This window comes from Victivallis lenta (assembly GCF_009695545.1).
GTDB lineage: Bacteria > Verrucomicrobiota > Lentisphaeria > Victivallales > Victivallaceae > Victivallis > Victivallis lenta.
Genome location: NZ_VUNS01000034.1, coordinates 14,724 through 29,845, shown reverse-complemented (window position 1 = coordinate 29,845; position 15,122 = coordinate 14,724). Strand labels below are relative to the sequence as shown.

Sequence of the window (15,122 nt, the reverse complement as noted above, 5' to 3'; positions counted from 1 at the left end):
TGAATAAGCTCTTAGGCCGGATAAACAGAATTCCGACTCCCGCCAAACGGGCTTCACGCCAGTTCCGGGAATGAACGCAGCAGGGAGGGAAATCCTTTCCTCCCTGTGAGCCTTCTACGGAATCAGCCAGTGATGATCCGCAAACGGCTTGCCTTCCGCACGGCCCGATTTTGAACGGGTAATCAGAACGGCATCGGCCGACGGCGTCTCGTCCCGCCGGATCTCCCGGACATTACGTCTCAAATAGAAATAAGCGGCGCCGCGCGTCCGCTCCGGGGCGGAGAGAAGAACGGTTTCGCGGCCGGAGCGCTCCATCGCCCGGCACACCTCGAACATCGGACGAAGAGAATTTTCCCGATTCAGAAACGGCGCCGAAGCGGTATCGATCGCGACAAAGAAAAACGCCCATGCCGCACCGGTCAGCCAGACGCGCCGCACGCTGCGCGGAGAAAACCACGCCGCCAGAAGAAACGCCGCCGCCAGCAACGGATAGCAGAAGCTCCACCCCTCCGAAATGACAATGAATACGGCGGCGGTGATGCAGAGAAGCACAACCGCCGTGCGCCATACCGCGGGTCGGCCGCCGTACCGGGTCAGAAAACGCCGAACCTTCTCCGGCAACTCCGTCAGAAGCACGCCGCACAGGAGGGCGCACGGAGCATACAGCGGCAGCAGGTAAACAATGCGTTTTCCGGAAGCCGCGGTCAGCAGCAGCAGCGGAACGAACAGGAAAGAGAGCACCAGCAGCATCCCGGCATCGCCGTCCCGGCGGACGCGTTTCACCGCATGCCAGACGGCGAACGGCACGAGCGGCAGCCACGGCCAGAACAGGCTCGGCATCTTAATCAGGTAGTAGTAGAAAGGTTCGGAATGGTCGCCCTGGCTGCCGGAAAACCGGCCGAAATTGTTGACAACCAGCACCGTGTGCAGCATGTCCGCTCCTCCGGCGACATAGAGTCTCCAATACCAGACGGAGACGGCGGCAAGCGCCAGGAGCGTCCCGGCTCCCAGCGCAGCATAAGACGGGAACGAGAAACGTCTTGCAAAACAGTCGCGCCCGACGAGCCAGCAGCCGAGGACGGCAACCGGCAGAACAAGCCCGATCAGTCCCTTGGTCATGACCCCGCCGGCCGCGGCGGCGGCAAAAAGAAGCAGAAAGAGAACCTTCCTCCGTATCGTTCCGGCCTCCGTCCAAAGATAAAACGCAAAAACCGCCAGCAGGATGCAGAAGGCGAGCAGCATATCCACCATGCACTTCCGGCTGTTCCCGAAAAACTGCGCACTGGTCATCAGCATGACGCAGCAGCCGAGCGCACACCACGGCGGCAGCCGGAGTCTCCGGGCGAACAGATAGACGATCAGCCCGCAGCCGAGCGCCGCCAGCGCCGAAGGCAGCTTCGCCGCCCGGTCGTCTATGCCGAAACACGCATAGGAAGCGGCGGCGCTCCAGTAATAGAGCGGCGGATACTCGAGAAACGGCTCCCCGTTCAGCCGCGGAATCAGATAATCCCCCTCGAGATACATCTCGGCGGCGATGCCGGCCACCCGGGTCTCATCTCCGCTCTCGAGTTCGCGGACACCCAGCCCCGCAAGCGTAATCAGAATCCCGAACAGAAGCGCCAGCGCAAACGCCTGACGCCCGCTCAGTGCAAATAATGACTTCATTCCTTATGAACCTCCTCATCCGGTTTATCCGGATATAATATACACCGCGAGATTCAACGGAATATGAAAATCATATTATTTTTTGTTCATATTCACGCCGGTCTCACGCTCCGGGCAGGCGCCAGCGCGACGCGAGCAACGCGCATTGCGCCCCCGGAACCGGCTGCTGATAGTAGACGGTGAACAAAGAACCGTCCGACAGCTCGACCGTGGACGGATAGCCGAGGTCGCCCGTCGGGCCGTCGTCGCGGAGGATGTAATCGGTCTCCCAGCTGCGGCCGCCGTCGCTGCTCAGCATGACACGCTGGCCGCAGCCGTCCCGGCGGCAGCCATAGGAGGAAACGAGCATCCCCGAACTGTGCAGCAGGAGGTGCGGCGGACTGCCGGCGGCGATCCGGGCGGCGGGACTCCAGGTGCGGCCGCCGTCCGCCGACTCGCTCTGCCAGACGGAGAAATACTCCTCGCCCTCGAGCCGCAACTGGCAGAGAATCCGGCCGTCCGGCAGACCGAGCGCGTGCGATTCGCAAAACCGGGTACCGGGCAGCGGATTCGGTATTTCGGCAAGCTCGTCCCAGTTGTCGCCATCATCCGCGCTGCGCAGAACGACCACGCCGCTGCCGCCGAAACGGTCCATTTTGAATTCAAGCGTGCCGTCCGGCTTCGATACGCCGAACCGGGTTCCGATGTAAATCAGGGACCCGTCCGGCAGCAGGGACGGACCGTGCGGAGAGCTTGCGGCAACCGGAATCCGTTTCCCGAACCGGCCGTCCGGCATGCGGCGGCGCAGGAAACTCCCGATATGGCGCGACACGATATCGTCCTCCCACGAGTCGAGCACCGGGCGGAAATCAGCACAGTCCGGCATCGCGGCGCCGGCGGGATAGTAGATGCGCGTATCCGACCCGAAATGGGTCACCAGCAAACTCCCGTCCGGCAGCGCGCAAAGCCCCGCGTCGCGGTCGTCGACCGGAGAGTCGTTCACGATGACCGGGCCACTCCAGCTTCTTCCCTCGTCGGCGCTCGTCCAAAGCACGGTCCTGCCGAACGGGCAGATGTGACTGCTGCGGAATCCGGACGCAGCCGCCGCCAGCGTGCCGTCCGGCAGCTTCGCCACCGTCGGCCAGCCGAAATAGCCGAACGGACGGCTCCCCTCAAATACGATCTCATGGACGGCATTGATTCGTCTGGAGCACATGTTTTCCTCCCCGATTGCTGTTCCAATGAAGTGCGAATACGGTCATGGCGACGGTCAGAAGGGCCGATGCCGCGAAATAATTCCGGAATCTGCCCTCCCCCTCCCCCGGCATGACGGCAAACAGGCCCCCGGCCAGCAGGCAGCCGGAAAAACCGCCGAGCGACTGTTCCAGCGTGAACGCGGCCACATAATGATTCGCGCCGCCGGATTCCGCGAGCCCGGACGAAGCATTCCCCTCGAGATTGCGCAGCGTCAAAGAGAGAAAGCCGTTGTTGCCGTTGTAAACCAGGAACAGAAACAGCGTCAGAAACAGCGCCGACGCAGGCATGAGCGCCCAGCCGAAACTCGCCAGCGCGATGACCGCCGATCCGGCGGCCATCGTTGCCGCATATCCGTAACGGTCGGCCAGCCGTCCGGCCCGGGAAGCGCCGGCCGCCGCAGCGAGCGACAGCCCGAGTTCGAGCAGAATAATCCAGAAAGGCGGGAAGTTTTTTATTTTCAACAGAAAAACCACGAGATAAGTCGAGAGCAGGCCGGTCCACAGCGCATGTAGAAAACCGAACCCGAGCAGCGGTCGGAAACGCGCATTCCGGAACGGGCGCAGCCAGGCCCCGAACCGGACCGGCTCCCGGCGCGGCCGCTCCGGGATGCGCACCCGATAGACCGCCGACATGGCCGGCAGATCGGCCGTCAGCGTGGCCAGCTGGAGAATCAGCAGCAGCCGGAAGAAGCCGTCGCCGTCGAGCCCGTCGAGCAGCCAGGCCCCGCCGAGGGCGGTCAGCGCCGACACCGGTCCGGGCAGCGCCGCGAGAATCGCCCCGCGCCGGTTGAACTCCGCCGCCGGCAGCGCACTTTTGTAAATAGCCAGCAGGCTGTTGTTTGCAAACAATGCAAACGTATAACCGCCGGAAAAGACGATCAGGCAGACGGCGAACAGAATCCTGCCGTCGTCAGTGAGCAAAGCGGCGGCCGGCATGGCCAGCGGCAGAACCGCCCGGGCAAAATAACACCAGAGGCAGACCAGACGGTCGCAGTTCAGCTTCCGCAGCAGCCCCGCCGCCACCCAGTACGCGAGAGCCGGCAGCAGAAACATGCTGCTCTTGATCACGCCGAAACGGGACAGGTCGAAATTCATGCGCAGCAGGATCATATCGGTGATGACCCAGTTGGCGCCGAGGGCGATCGCCACCGCATTCAGAGCTTGAAACTCCGCGAGCCTCCGGAAATTGTAATCGGAAGAGCGGCGCATGAGTCACCCCCTCACCGACACGGGCGGAACGCCGTAATACCGCTTGAAAGAGTTGCAGAAATAGAACGGACAGCTCCAGCCGGTCAGCCGCGCCGCATCCGAAACCAGGTAGTTGCCGGATTCGAGAAGTTCGCGCGCCTTTTCGAGCCGGATCGCAATCAGCTGCCGCCGGATGCCCGAGCCGCCGTTGCGGCGGAACAGCCGGTTCAGATATTGCGGCGTAACGCCGATGAAGGCGGCCAGATCCTCCACGCCGAGTTCGCGCTTATAATAGTTTCGCTTCAGATAGTCAAGGGCGAGCGTGTACCGGTCCTCCGGCGCATCCGGCACCGACTCGAAGCTTCGCGCGAGGGTCCGCACCGCCTCGAATGCCGCGCGGAGCAGCTGGCCGCGCAGCCGCTCCTCCTCCGCCGGAATCCGGGCCAGCAGCGCGAACAGCTCCGGCAGAAAGTTATTCCGGGGTCCGGCCGGCCGGTTGAGAAACAGAAACCGCCCCTCGAACAGAAGGGTCATGCCTCCCGCTCCCGCTTCGAGACTCAGCGGACAGATGCCGGTCGCCTCATGCGCAACGCCGGGCGGAACCAAATGGAGCTCCCCGGAGCCGAGCAGCTTCAGCTCCCACCCCGCATGCACATGCGGATTGAACTCGGCTCTCAACGCGGAACGCTCCGTCTCCGCCACCACCGTCAGGGGCGGCGGAGATGCGAGCCACTCTTCCAGCCGCCGGTAAAAATCAGAACCATCCACGAGATCCACCTCATCCTGTTGCCTGCCGTCAATTATACTCCGGATTCCGGCGAAACGCAACAGGAGAACGATGTATTTTTATAATCGGCCTGTAAAAACCGAACCTGTGTTCAGCGGTTTGCGGCCTGTTCGCGGCTCATCTCCCGCAGCAGGCTGCATTGAAGCGGAATCGCGATGGCGAAGGAGATCAGATCCGACACCGGCTGCGCCGCCTGAACGCCGAGAATGCCGATCAGAGGCGGCAGAAGCAGAACAAACGGAACCAGGAAGATGCCGCGCCGCGCCAGGCCGAGAAAAGAGGCCCGGAACACTTTCCCGGTAGTCTGCATCATCATGTTGCTGATCGTCACCCACGACGCCAGCGGAAACGTCAGGCATTGGAGCCGCAGCGCGGTGCTGCCGATGCGAACCACCTCCGAATCCCTGCGGAACAGCTCGATCAGGAACGGCGCCGCAAAGAATTCGGCGACGGAGAGCACGACCAGAAAAACCGCCGTGACTTTGACGCAGAAGCGGAACGCCCGCTTGACCCGATCGTAAAGCTTTGCTCCGTAATTGAATCCGCAGACCGGCTGAAACCCCTGCCCGAAACCGATCAGGATGAAGTTCGTGAAATGCGAAAGGCGCGAAACGATCGCCATCGCCGCAATGGCGGCGTCCCCGAACGGCCGCGCCGCCGTATTCAGCGCGAGAATCGCCACGCAGGCGACTCCCTGGCGGCAGAGCGACGGCGTGCCGCCGTTCGCAATCATCCTGTAACACGCGAAGGAGGGGCGGAAATTCCGGAGGCGGATCGGCACGTTCCCGCTGCGGGCGCAGCCGAGGAACAGCAGCGTAAAACTGACGAACTGGCTGATGATCGTCGCCAGCGCGGCCCCCGCGATGCCCATATCGAACACAAAGATGAAAAGCGGGTCGAGCCCGATGTTCAGAACGGCTCCGGACGCAAGCCCGATCATGCCGTAAAACGCGCTGCCTTCGAAACGGAGCTGGTTGTTCAGCACGAACGATGCCGCCATCCACGGCGCCCCGATCAGAATCAGCCGCATATAGGCGGTCGAATACGGCAGGACGGTCTCCGTTGAACCGAGCGCCCAGGCCAGCGGCTCCAGAAACAGAAGCCCGGCCGCCATGATCACGCACCCGGCCAGCAAAGCCGAAAAAAAACCGACGGAGGCCAGCGTCGCGGCGCTCCTCTCGTTCTGTTTCCCGAGCTCCTTCGAGATGTTGTTTCCGGAGCCCTGTCCGAAAAAGAAGCCGACCGCCTGAATCACGGCCATCAGGGCGAACGACACGCCGACCGCCGCCGACGCGCTTGTGCTGATTCTGCCGATATAATAGGTATCCGCCATGTTGTAAAAGGTGGAGACCAGATTGCTGATGATCGTCGGAACCGCCAGCCGGCAGATCAGCGGTTCCACCGGACTGCGGGTCATCAGCAGAAACTTTTCGGCCGCGTCAACCGAACTCACGGGATTACTCCGCCGCAACCGCCCGGACGACTTTGTCCAGTTCGCCGCGAACCGCGGACGATTTTTCAAGCCCGGCCGGAAGTTCGCCGAAATCGCAGCTTTTCAGAAAAGCCGGATCAAGCGGAATCGAGGCCAGCAGAGGCACTCCCTCTTTTTCCGCCAGGCGCGCCCCGCCGCCGGTCCCGAACAGCTCGTGACGCGCCGAACAATCCGGGCAGACGAAGCCGGACATGTTCTCGACAATGCCGATCACCGGCACCTCGAGCCTGCGGCAGAAGTCGACGCACTTGCGGCAGTCGGCCAGCGCCACTTCCTGCGGCGTCGTCACCACGATCGCCCGCTTCGGAATCGGCAGCAGCTGGCAGCCGGCCAGCGATTCGTCGCCGGTCCCCGGCGGAAAATCCATGACCAGGCAGTCGAGCTCGCCCCAGTCGGTCTCCTCAAGCAGCTGCTTCAAAGCGCCGGTCTTGGCCGGACCGCGCCAGATCACGGCATGATCCGGATTGTCGAGCACCAGTCCGACCGACATCAGCCTGATCCCGGCAACCTCGGCCGGGACCAGTCCGTTCGGCCCCTCTTCGAGCCGCTCATGCTGCAGCCCGAACAGCGTGGGCTGCGACGGACCGTGAAAATCGACATCGAGCAAACCGACCTTCTTCCCCTGCTTCGCAAGCATGACCGCCAGCGAAGCGGCGACGGTGCTCTTGCCGACGCCGCCCTTGCCGGAGAGCACCAGCACGGCCTGCTTCACATGCTTCATCCGGTTTTCCATCTGGTTCTCGCAGCCGCCGGAAGAAGCGCAGCTGCCGCAGTTTCCTGAACACGAACTCATTTGCATCATTCCTTTCCGTAATCCAAAAGACGGAACAGACGGAAAACGCGCCGGTTTCACAGTCACGCGTCTTTCGTCTGCGCCGCTATCCCTGCAGTTCCTCATAATCATTGAAATCCGCCGCCGGCTCAAGCGCGCCGTCCATATAGGAGGCCATCACCTGATCGACCCGCCCGGAGACGCCGCCGAAAAACTTGATCCCCTCATCAACCAGACTGCGCTGCGACGCGGAACCGATCCGCCCGCAGATCACCAGGTCAACGCCGCGGTCGCGCAGAAAGCGGGCCGGCCCCTCGCCGCCCGGCGCTTCGACGGCCGGCGAACCGATCTTCCCGAACTCCACCTCGAAAATCGTGAATTCCGACGCGCGGCAGAAACGCGGCGAAATCCGGTCGCCTTCACAGGCCAGCGCAATAATCACACCCGTATTCCTTTCATGAAAACCGGCCCGGATCGTCAGATTCGGGCCGGGCCGGAGAACCCGGAGACCGCTCCGGGCCTCCGCTTCAGCGTCTGTCGGCGGACGTTACTCCGCCGAATCGGCGGCAGCCGCCTCCGACTTCGACTCGGCCTCGCGCAGCGGTTCAGCCTGGTGGTTGTCGCGGAGCTTCTCCTTCAGCTTGGTCAGCTGGACGTTGATTTTGTCCGCCGCGGCGTCGAAGGACTTGTAAAGATCGAAATCCTCGACCGTCGCTTCGAACACATGATACTTGCAGTTCAGCACGATATTCGTCTGGAACCGGGTTTTCTCACGGTCCATCACCACATTGACACTGGTGATATTCAGCGTTTTGTCTTCGGTGACCGCCGCAATGCGGGCTTCCACATATTCCCGGATGGACGGGGTAATGTCGAACTGACGACCGGTTAAATTAAGATTCATAAAATACCTCCTTCTCTGTAAATCGGCCGGAAATTCCTCCGGCCGAAGCCTCCTACATCGAAAACTGCGGACCGAGATAAATCTCGCGCGCCCGCTCGTCGTTGACCAGAAAATCGCTGGAGCCTTCCACCAGGATTTTCCCCTGGCACATCAGGTAGGCGCGATCGACCACGGAGAGCGTTTCACGCACGTTGTGGTCAGTGATCAGAATCCCGAGATTGCGCTCCTTGAGCTGCAGAATGATCTGCTGGACATCGTAGACCGCCAGCGGGTCGACGCCGCTGAACGGCTCGTCAAGCATGATGAATGACGGATTCGTGACCAGCGCCCGGGTGATCTCGAGCCGCCGCCGCTCCCCGCCCGAAAGCGTCATCGCCTTCTGCTTCGCCAGCCGGGTCAGCTCCAATTCGTCAAGCAGCTCCCGGCAGCGCTTCTTCCGCTCCGCCGACGAGATCGCCAGCGTCTCGAGAATCGCCATGATGTTCTGCTCGACGGTCAGTTTGCGGAAGATCGACGGCTCCTGCGCCAGATAGCCCATCCCCATGCGGGCCCGCTTGTACATCGGCATATGCGTGATGTCCACATCGCGGAAACGGATATCGCCGGAGTCGGGGCGGATCAGCCCCATGACCATATAAAAACTCGTCGTCTTGCCCGCGCCGTTCGGCCCCAGAAGACCGACGACTTCACCGGCGCGCACCGAAATCGAGACGTCGTCGACCACCTTGCGGCCATGATAACTCTTCGCCAGGTGGTCCGCCCTGACCAGCGCTTCGCCGCTTTCGTTTTCACTCATAATGCTGTTGATTCCTCTCGCCTCCGAAACAGGACTCATCCGTGTGCCTGCACAAGTAGTATATCACATTCCCGGATGAGTTCAAGCTTCAAATCCCGTTCCTGTTGAATTTTTCTCTAATTCTCCGCAACCGTCGAGGTATTTCCGACGGCGTTCATGGTTTCATTCTCGACGTTGACGATGATCCGGTCAGCGTACATGCGCCGCCCTTCGGCGCTCATCCACGGCTGTTTGCCGGGTTCGCCGGTCACGACCATGACGCGGTCCGCCACGACGTAGTCGGCCTGGTGGCCGCCGGCGCGCTGAACCTGCCCGTCCGACGTGCGCCGGACGAAGAGCACGTTGTTCTGACAGAGCACCCGCTTCAGGTCCAGCGTATCGGTCAGGCTGATCCGGGCCGGGACCGTCTCCGCACCGGGCAGCGCGAACGGGTCGTCGTCGATCCCCGCCTTCGGCGCCTCTCCCTCTTTGCCGGAGCCTGCCGCGGGCTTCCCGGCATAGAGATACATATCGTCGCACTTCAGCGAGTTCTCGTCGTCCCGCACATGGACATTCCCGTGAAACTCCGAAAGATGTTTCGTGAAATCGACCCGGCCGCGGTCGGCGCTGATCGTGCGCGGCCCGGCCGAGCCGCCCTTCATGAGTCCGCCCAGATTCCGGCCGATTCCGGTGGCGGCAGCCTGCTGCTGCTCTCCCGGCTCGGGCGTGTTGACGACCACCAGTTTGCCGTCCGCTTCGATCAGAGCCAGTTCGGTGCCGTCCGACTGGAACATGCCCGGAGGCGCTCCCGGAGCCTGCGGGCGGAAGGTCAGCGTCAGCTTCTCGCTGCGCAGATCGCTGCCCGGATCAACCGCGTGAACCCGGCCGGTGCAGACCACCTTCGACAAACTGCGGTCGCCGCCGTTTTCGAGTTCGAGCACATCCGCCGCGCTTTTCTTCTCTTTTGCCCCGGCCGGATTCTGCTCCAGCAGGAAGATCTCCATCCGGTCGCAATCGAGCTTGAGCCGGGCGTCGTCGACCTTCACATTATCGTTGAAGGTCAGCAGGTTCCCGCCGTAGTTCAGATCGCTGGAATCCGAAAGGATCACGGTCTGCCCCGCTCCCGCCGCGGCCGCGGCGGACTGCGCCGGACCGGCCGAACGGGCGCCGAGCACCACCTTGCTGCCGTCCCGGGCGCAGATGCGCTCCCCATCGACCCAGATCTGCAGTTCGCGGCCGGAGAGCGAATCGGCATTGCGCGTCAGAGTCGGATTGTCCCCGGTCATCGTGATGATCCGGGTCATATAATCGAAAACCGCCTCCTTCGAGGAGCCGCGCTCCCCGGGAAGAAGCCTGCCCATCTCATCGCGGCGGACGACTTCGACGCCGCCGGTGCAGGTGACGCGGTCCAGCTCCCGCTTGCTGCCGGCATCGAAAGAGGGCATGCCGGAGAGCGTCGACTCCGCCTCCTTCGGCAGCGCCGCCTTCGCCTCGGGCAGCTCTTTCAGGTCGATTCTCATGTTCGCACACTTCAGCTGCATGCGCGGATCGTCGATCACAACGTTGCCTTTGAAATCACCGTAGTTGCGCAGATAATCGAACTCGGCGTCGTCGGAATGAACCGTGATGAAATTCTCTTTGTCGCCCGGCTTCTCCGGCGGCTGAATCACAATGACTTTGCTTTTTCCGTTGATGACCGCACGCTGCTCCTCGCGATGCAGCGTCATGGTGCTGCCGGACATCGATTCCCGGCCGCGCTTCACGACCGGCAGCTGCCGGTCGCCGGTCAGCGTGACCGTTCCCATGGCGAGGTCGTAGACCAGGTGGTCCGCGAACGCCTTCTGCTCCCCGCTCTCGACGATCTCCTCCGGCGACAGCTTCCGCGTAACGACGACGTTGCCGTCGCAGAGCACCCGGCTCACACCGCCCATATCCGAGCCGCTGCCGAGTTCGCCCCGGTCGTTGGCCGCCTTCAAGGCCGCGTCATCCTTCCGATTCAGGAAGATGGTCATGCGGTCGCAGTTCACGATCGAACGGTCCTCGTCAACCACGACATTGCCGACCAGCAGAATCTGGTTGTTAGCCATGTCGATCCGCATCGAGTCGGAGACAGCGCGGACGAATTCGTATTTCTCCGGCTGCTTCGCCCCCGGCGCCAGCAGCTCCCGAGGGTCGCTCGACTGCATGCGCAGCACGATATTCACATCCTCCTTGACGAGAACGGTCCGCTTGTCGAAATCCGCCTCGAACCCGATGCCGTTCAAATCCAGCAGCGGAGAGCGGAAAAACACCGGTTCGTCGCCGTACGCCATGCGGGTCTCCTGATCCACGTCCGCCCGGGCGGTAATGATGACGCCGTCGCTGTAAAGCCGGTCGCTCCAGAACTTCAGCACCTCCGGCAGCTTCGCATCGAGCGGATACGGCCTGAGCCCCCAGCCGTCGCGGATCGAATCGACATCCGCATCGCGCCGGATCAGGTCGAGCACCGCATCGGTGCCCACCATCATCCTGCCCTGCCGTTCGACCTCGTTGCAGAAGACCATGATCTGCAGCGTCTGCTTGTTGTAGACCGGCAGCTTCGCGTGGGCCAGCACCAGTCCGCGCAGCTCTTCAAGGCCGCCGGCCGCGCCCCACGCCGCAAGCGCAATCGCCCCGACCGCCATCGCCATTACGATTTTTTTCATGAATCCCCCTGCCGCGGTTCAGCGGCGGTAACGTTCGAGAACACCGTCGAGCTTATCCTGCCCGGCGAGAAGAATCCGGATCACCTCCGCCACGGCGCCGTGTCCGCCCGGCGTTTCCGTCCGCCAGAGAGCGACTTCGTCGAGCTCCGGCACACCGTCGGCCACAACCACCCCGACACCGGCGCGGCGCATGGGCGGCATATCGATGACGTCATCGCCCATATAAAGGCACTCTTCGGCCGAAAGCCCCTGCTCGGCGAGCATTTTTTCGAACGCCTCGAGCTTGTCCTTGCAGTTCTCATAGCAGAACGACAGTCCGAGCTCTCCGGCCCGCTGCCGGTTCGCCTTCGCCCCGCGGCCCGACAGCAACCCGACTTTCAGCCCGGCCCGGATGGCCAGCTTCATCCAGTGTCCGTCGCGCAGATGGAAAAACTTGATTTCGTTCTCACCGCCGAATCCGGCGCGGCCGTCGGTCAGCACCCCGTCGACATCGAGAACGACCGCCTTGATTTTTCTGAGTTTATCGGATCGCGTCATGAAGCTGTTTCACCACAGTTAAGATTTCCCGGACCTGATTGAAATCGAGCGAATTCGGCCCGTCCGAAAAGGCTTCGTCCGGACGCGGATGCACCTCCGTGAACAGCGCGTCGATCCCGACCGCCGCCGCCGCCCGGGCCAGCGGGAAAACGAATTCCCGGCGGCCGCCGGACGCATTGCCGAGTCCGCCCGGAAGCTGAACCGAATGCGTCGCGTCGAACACCACCGGCACGCCGAACGAACGCATGGTCACCAGCGAACGCATGTCGACCACAAGGTTATGGTAGCCGAACGTCGTGCCGCGCTCGGTCAGCAGCAGCTTGTCGTTGCCGGTCGCCCGGACCTTTTCAATGGCCCCCCGCATATCCTCCGGCGCCATGAACTGCCCCTTTTTGATGTTGACCGCCCGGCCGCTCCGCCCGGCCGCATGCAGCAGATCGGTCTGCCGGCAGAGGAAGGCCGGAATCTGGAGGATGTCGGCGACCTCCGCCACCTTCGGGACCTCCACCGTCTCATGCACGTCGGTGATGACCGGCACGCCGTAGCGCTGCTTCACCGCCGCCAGGATTTCGAGTCCCCGCTTGAGCCCCGGCCCCCGCACGCCGCCCTCACTCGAGCGGTTCGCCTTGTCATAGGAGGCTTTGAACACATATTGTACGCCGGCTTCGGCGCAGAGTCCCTGCAGATATCCGGCCACCTCGCAGCAGAGCTCAAGGCTCTCCGCCTGGCACGGGCCGCCGATCAGAACCAGTTCGCCGCCGCCGAAAACGACATTGCCGACCTTCACCTCTTCCATGTCACCTGCCCTCCCGCAGTTTCTTTTCCGCCCGGATCAGGTCTTCGGGCGTGTCGATTCCGATGCTCTCGAGCTCCGAAAGAAGCACGTAGATCCGGATTCCGTTCTCCAGCGCCCGAAGCTGTTCGAGTTTTTCGCAGTTTTCGAGCCTCCCCGGCGGCAGCGAAACGAACCGGTCGAGCGCGCTTTTGCGGTACGCGTAAATGCCCCAGTGCAGATAGACCGGCGCCTCCTCCCCGCCGCTGCGCAGGAACGGAATCATCGAACGGCTGAAATAAAGTGCGAAGCGGTCGCTGCCGAACACGACCTTGACATTGTTTTCGGTCATGCCGTTCCGGTCGCCCGGCACGGCCACGGTCGCCATTTCGATGGCGGGGTCGCTCTTCATGATGACGATCAGCTCATCGATAACCGAAGTCGGAATCAGCGGTTCGTCCCCCTGGACGTTGACGACGATATCGATTTTCTCACCGAGACGGGAAACCGCCTCGGCGATCCGGTCCGTCCCGGACGGATGCGACTCCGCCGTCATGACCGCCCGGCCGCCGAACCCGGCGACCGTGTCGTAGATCGCCTGGTGGTCGGTCGCGACCACGGTCAGATCCGCCGTCGACGCCGCCGCCTTCTCATACACATGCTGAACCATCGGTTTGCCGCACAGCATCGCCAGCGGCTTGCCGGGAAAACGCGAACTCGCGTAACGCGATGGAATCACCACCGCAACCCGATCCTGACTCATGAATTCCATCCTTATCTTGGGAGCCGCGGGGAAGCGGCCGCCCGGTTTCAGGCCTCTTCCAAAGCCTTTTCAAGTTCCTCATAGTGAATGGGGGCCGTTCCGACCTTGCCGACAACGACGCCGGCCGCGCGGTTCGCCAGCTCGGCGGCTTCGACCGGCGTCGCGCCGGAAACCAGCGAAAGCGTGAAGGTCGCAGTCACCGTGTCCCCCGCGCCGGAAACGTCGAACACCTCCCGCGCCCGGGTCGGAATCACGTCGACCCCGCCGTCGCGGCCGAAGAGGGCCATCCCCTGCGAAGCGAGCGAAATCAGCAGATGTTCCGGTTCCCACGTTTCAAGGAGACGCCGTGCGACCTCGGCCAGATTCCGGTCTTCAAGCGGATGAACCGCCTCGGAAGTATCGGCCATGCCGGCCAGCGCGAACGCCTCCGACCGGTTCGGTTTCATGATCGAAATCCCCTTCACGGGAGCGACGCTGCCGGGCTTCGGATCGAGCGCGGTCACCACTCCGGCTTTCCGGGCCTCGGCGACGAGCTCCTCGAGCATCCAGCCGGTCAGGAGTCCCTTCTTGTAATCTTCGAAAATGACCGCATCGACGCCGCCGCCGCGAATCAGCCCGGCAATCCGGTCGACCATGCCCCGGCGGATTTCGTCCGACGCGGCATGAACATCCTCATAATCCTCGCGCAGCAGCTGCTGCGCGCCGGCGATGACCCGCCGCTTTTCGGTCGTCCGCCGCGAATCGTCGCGCAGGACGCCCTCCGTGCCGATACGGTGCCTGCCGAGTTCGCCGGAGAGTTCATCCCCGGTCTGATCCCGGCCGACGACGCCGAAAGCGAACGCGCGGGCGCCGAGCGTCGAAACATTGCGCATGACATTGCCCGCCCCGCCGAGACAGCAGGTGCGGTTCACGACATTCACCACCGGCACCGGCGCCTCCGGCGAAATCCGGCTGACCCTGCCCCAGAGATAGACATCGAGCATGAGGTCGCCGAGCACCGCGATCCGGCGCTCCGGAAAGGACCGGATGATTTCGGCCAGCGACGGAGTTTTCATCGGGCCTCCTCCGGCAGAAGCGGCTCCAGATAGATCGCGGTGTCGAGCGTCTGCTCGCGGCAGAATCCGCCCTGGTCGCGCAGGCGGGTCATGATCCGGGTGAACTCCGTCACCGAAGCCTGCAGACCGGCGATCTCGTCGGAAGTCAGAGCGCCGGAGTGTTCCCGCAGATAGGGAGCAAGCGAGTTGAGTCCCCAGGCGACCAGCCGGGCTTCCAGCTCCGCCGTCTCGCCGCCTTTGGGTTTCAGCTTCTCCGACATGCCGCGCGCGCCGTCGAACGAATCGAGCAGCTGCAGCCTGCGGACCTCAAGCGCCATGGCGTTTTCCCGCTTCAGGTAGGCTGGTATGCTGATGGCGAGCGCGATTTCAGCTAGAACGATCGCGATGAAGATCACAACCGCCGACGCCGCGACATAATCGCGCTTGAACTTTGCCGAATAAGTGATTTGCTGAGCCACTCGGAACCTCTTCTCTTGCTCGTTGCGTTGATTTA

The 15,122-nt window shown here is 62.8% G+C and carries 15 protein-coding genes; all 15 read right to left on the bottom strand.

The window, feature by feature from the left end:
* Window positions 1–114 precede the first annotated feature (114 nt).
* Window positions 115–1,665 carry an ArnT family glycosyltransferase gene (locus FYJ85_RS20200; protein ID WP_154420526.1) on the bottom strand — a complete coding sequence of 517 codons (1,551 nt, stop codon included), beginning with the start codon at window positions 1,663–1,665 and terminating at the stop codon, window positions 115–117.
* Between the two features lie 103 nt (window positions 1,666–1,768).
* Complete coding sequence (locus FYJ85_RS20195) at window positions 1,769–2,860, bottom strand: sialidase family protein (RefSeq protein WP_154420525.1); 1,092 nt, start codon at window positions 2,858–2,860, stop codon at window positions 1,769–1,771.
* Window positions 2,829–4,109: a hypothetical protein gene (locus tag FYJ85_RS20190; protein ID WP_154420524.1), complete on the bottom strand. Its 1,281-nt coding sequence runs from the start codon at window positions 4,107–4,109 to the stop codon at window positions 2,829–2,831. The genes FYJ85_RS20195 and FYJ85_RS20190 overlap by 32 nt, the downstream gene beginning before the upstream one ends.
* 3 nt (window positions 4,110–4,112) lie before the next feature.
* Window positions 4,113–4,856, bottom strand: coding sequence for a helix-turn-helix domain-containing protein (locus FYJ85_RS20185; RefSeq protein ID WP_154420523.1), 744 nt, complete (start codon window positions 4,854–4,856; stop codon window positions 4,113–4,115).
* Window positions 4,857–4,966: 110 nt separating this feature from the next.
* Window positions 4,967–6,328: an MATE family efflux transporter gene (locus FYJ85_RS20180; RefSeq protein WP_206213349.1), complete on the bottom strand. Its 1,362-nt coding sequence runs from the start codon at window positions 6,326–6,328 to the stop codon at window positions 4,967–4,969.
* Between the two features lie 4 nt (window positions 6,329–6,332).
* Complete coding sequence (locus FYJ85_RS20175; protein WP_177995004.1) at window positions 6,333–7,160, bottom strand: Mrp/NBP35 family ATP-binding protein; 828 nt, start codon at window positions 7,158–7,160, stop codon at window positions 6,333–6,335.
* 85 nt (window positions 7,161–7,245) lie between these two features.
* Window positions 7,246–7,581 (bottom strand): NifB/NifX family molybdenum-iron cluster-binding protein, encoded by a 336-nt coding sequence (locus FYJ85_RS20170; protein WP_158703667.1) that lies wholly within the window; start codon window positions 7,579–7,581, stop codon window positions 7,246–7,248.
* A gap of 105 nt (window positions 7,582–7,686) precedes the next feature.
* Entirely contained in the window at window positions 7,687–8,043 is a 357-nt protein-coding gene (gene hpf / locus FYJ85_RS20165; protein ID WP_106051651.1) for a ribosome hibernation-promoting factor, HPF/YfiA family, read from the bottom strand.
* A 52-nt stretch (window positions 8,044–8,095) separates the two neighbouring features.
* The gene (gene lptB / locus FYJ85_RS20160) at window positions 8,096–8,839 is read right to left on the bottom strand and encodes an LPS export ABC transporter ATP-binding protein (protein WP_106051653.1); all 744 of its coding nucleotides are present in this window, start codon (window positions 8,837–8,839) and stop codon (window positions 8,096–8,098) included.
* 116 nt (window positions 8,840–8,955) lie between these two features.
* Window positions 8,956–11,502 carry an LptA/OstA family protein gene (locus FYJ85_RS20155; protein WP_154420521.1) on the bottom strand — a complete coding sequence of 849 codons (2,547 nt, stop codon included), beginning with the start codon at window positions 11,500–11,502 and terminating at the stop codon, window positions 8,956–8,958.
* An 18-nt stretch (window positions 11,503–11,520) separates the two neighbouring features.
* Window positions 11,521–12,039 (bottom strand): KdsC family phosphatase, encoded by a 519-nt coding sequence (locus FYJ85_RS20150; RefSeq protein WP_106051657.1) that lies wholly within the window; start codon window positions 12,037–12,039, stop codon window positions 11,521–11,523.
* Complete coding sequence (gene kdsA, locus FYJ85_RS20145; RefSeq protein WP_106051659.1) at window positions 12,023–12,835, bottom strand: 3-deoxy-8-phosphooctulonate synthase; 813 nt, start codon at window positions 12,833–12,835, stop codon at window positions 12,023–12,025. Before kdsA ends, FYJ85_RS20150 begins: the two co-directional genes overlap by 17 nt.
* A gap of 1 nt (window position 12,836) precedes the next feature.
* On the bottom strand, window positions 12,837–13,574 hold the full coding sequence (gene kdsB, locus FYJ85_RS20140) for a 3-deoxy-manno-octulosonate cytidylyltransferase (protein ID WP_154420520.1): 738 nt from the start codon (window positions 13,572–13,574) through the stop codon (window positions 12,837–12,839).
* Window positions 13,575–13,621: 47 nt separating this feature from the next.
* Window positions 13,622–14,629: a bifunctional heptose 7-phosphate kinase/heptose 1-phosphate adenyltransferase gene (locus tag FYJ85_RS20135; protein ID WP_106051663.1), complete on the bottom strand. Its 1,008-nt coding sequence runs from the start codon at window positions 14,627–14,629 to the stop codon at window positions 13,622–13,624.
* Window positions 14,626–15,087: a hypothetical protein gene (locus tag FYJ85_RS20130; RefSeq protein ID WP_106051665.1), complete on the bottom strand. Its 462-nt coding sequence runs from the start codon at window positions 15,085–15,087 to the stop codon at window positions 14,626–14,628. Before FYJ85_RS20130 ends, FYJ85_RS20135 begins: the two co-directional genes overlap by 4 nt.
* Window positions 15,088–15,122: the final 35 nt, after the last annotated feature.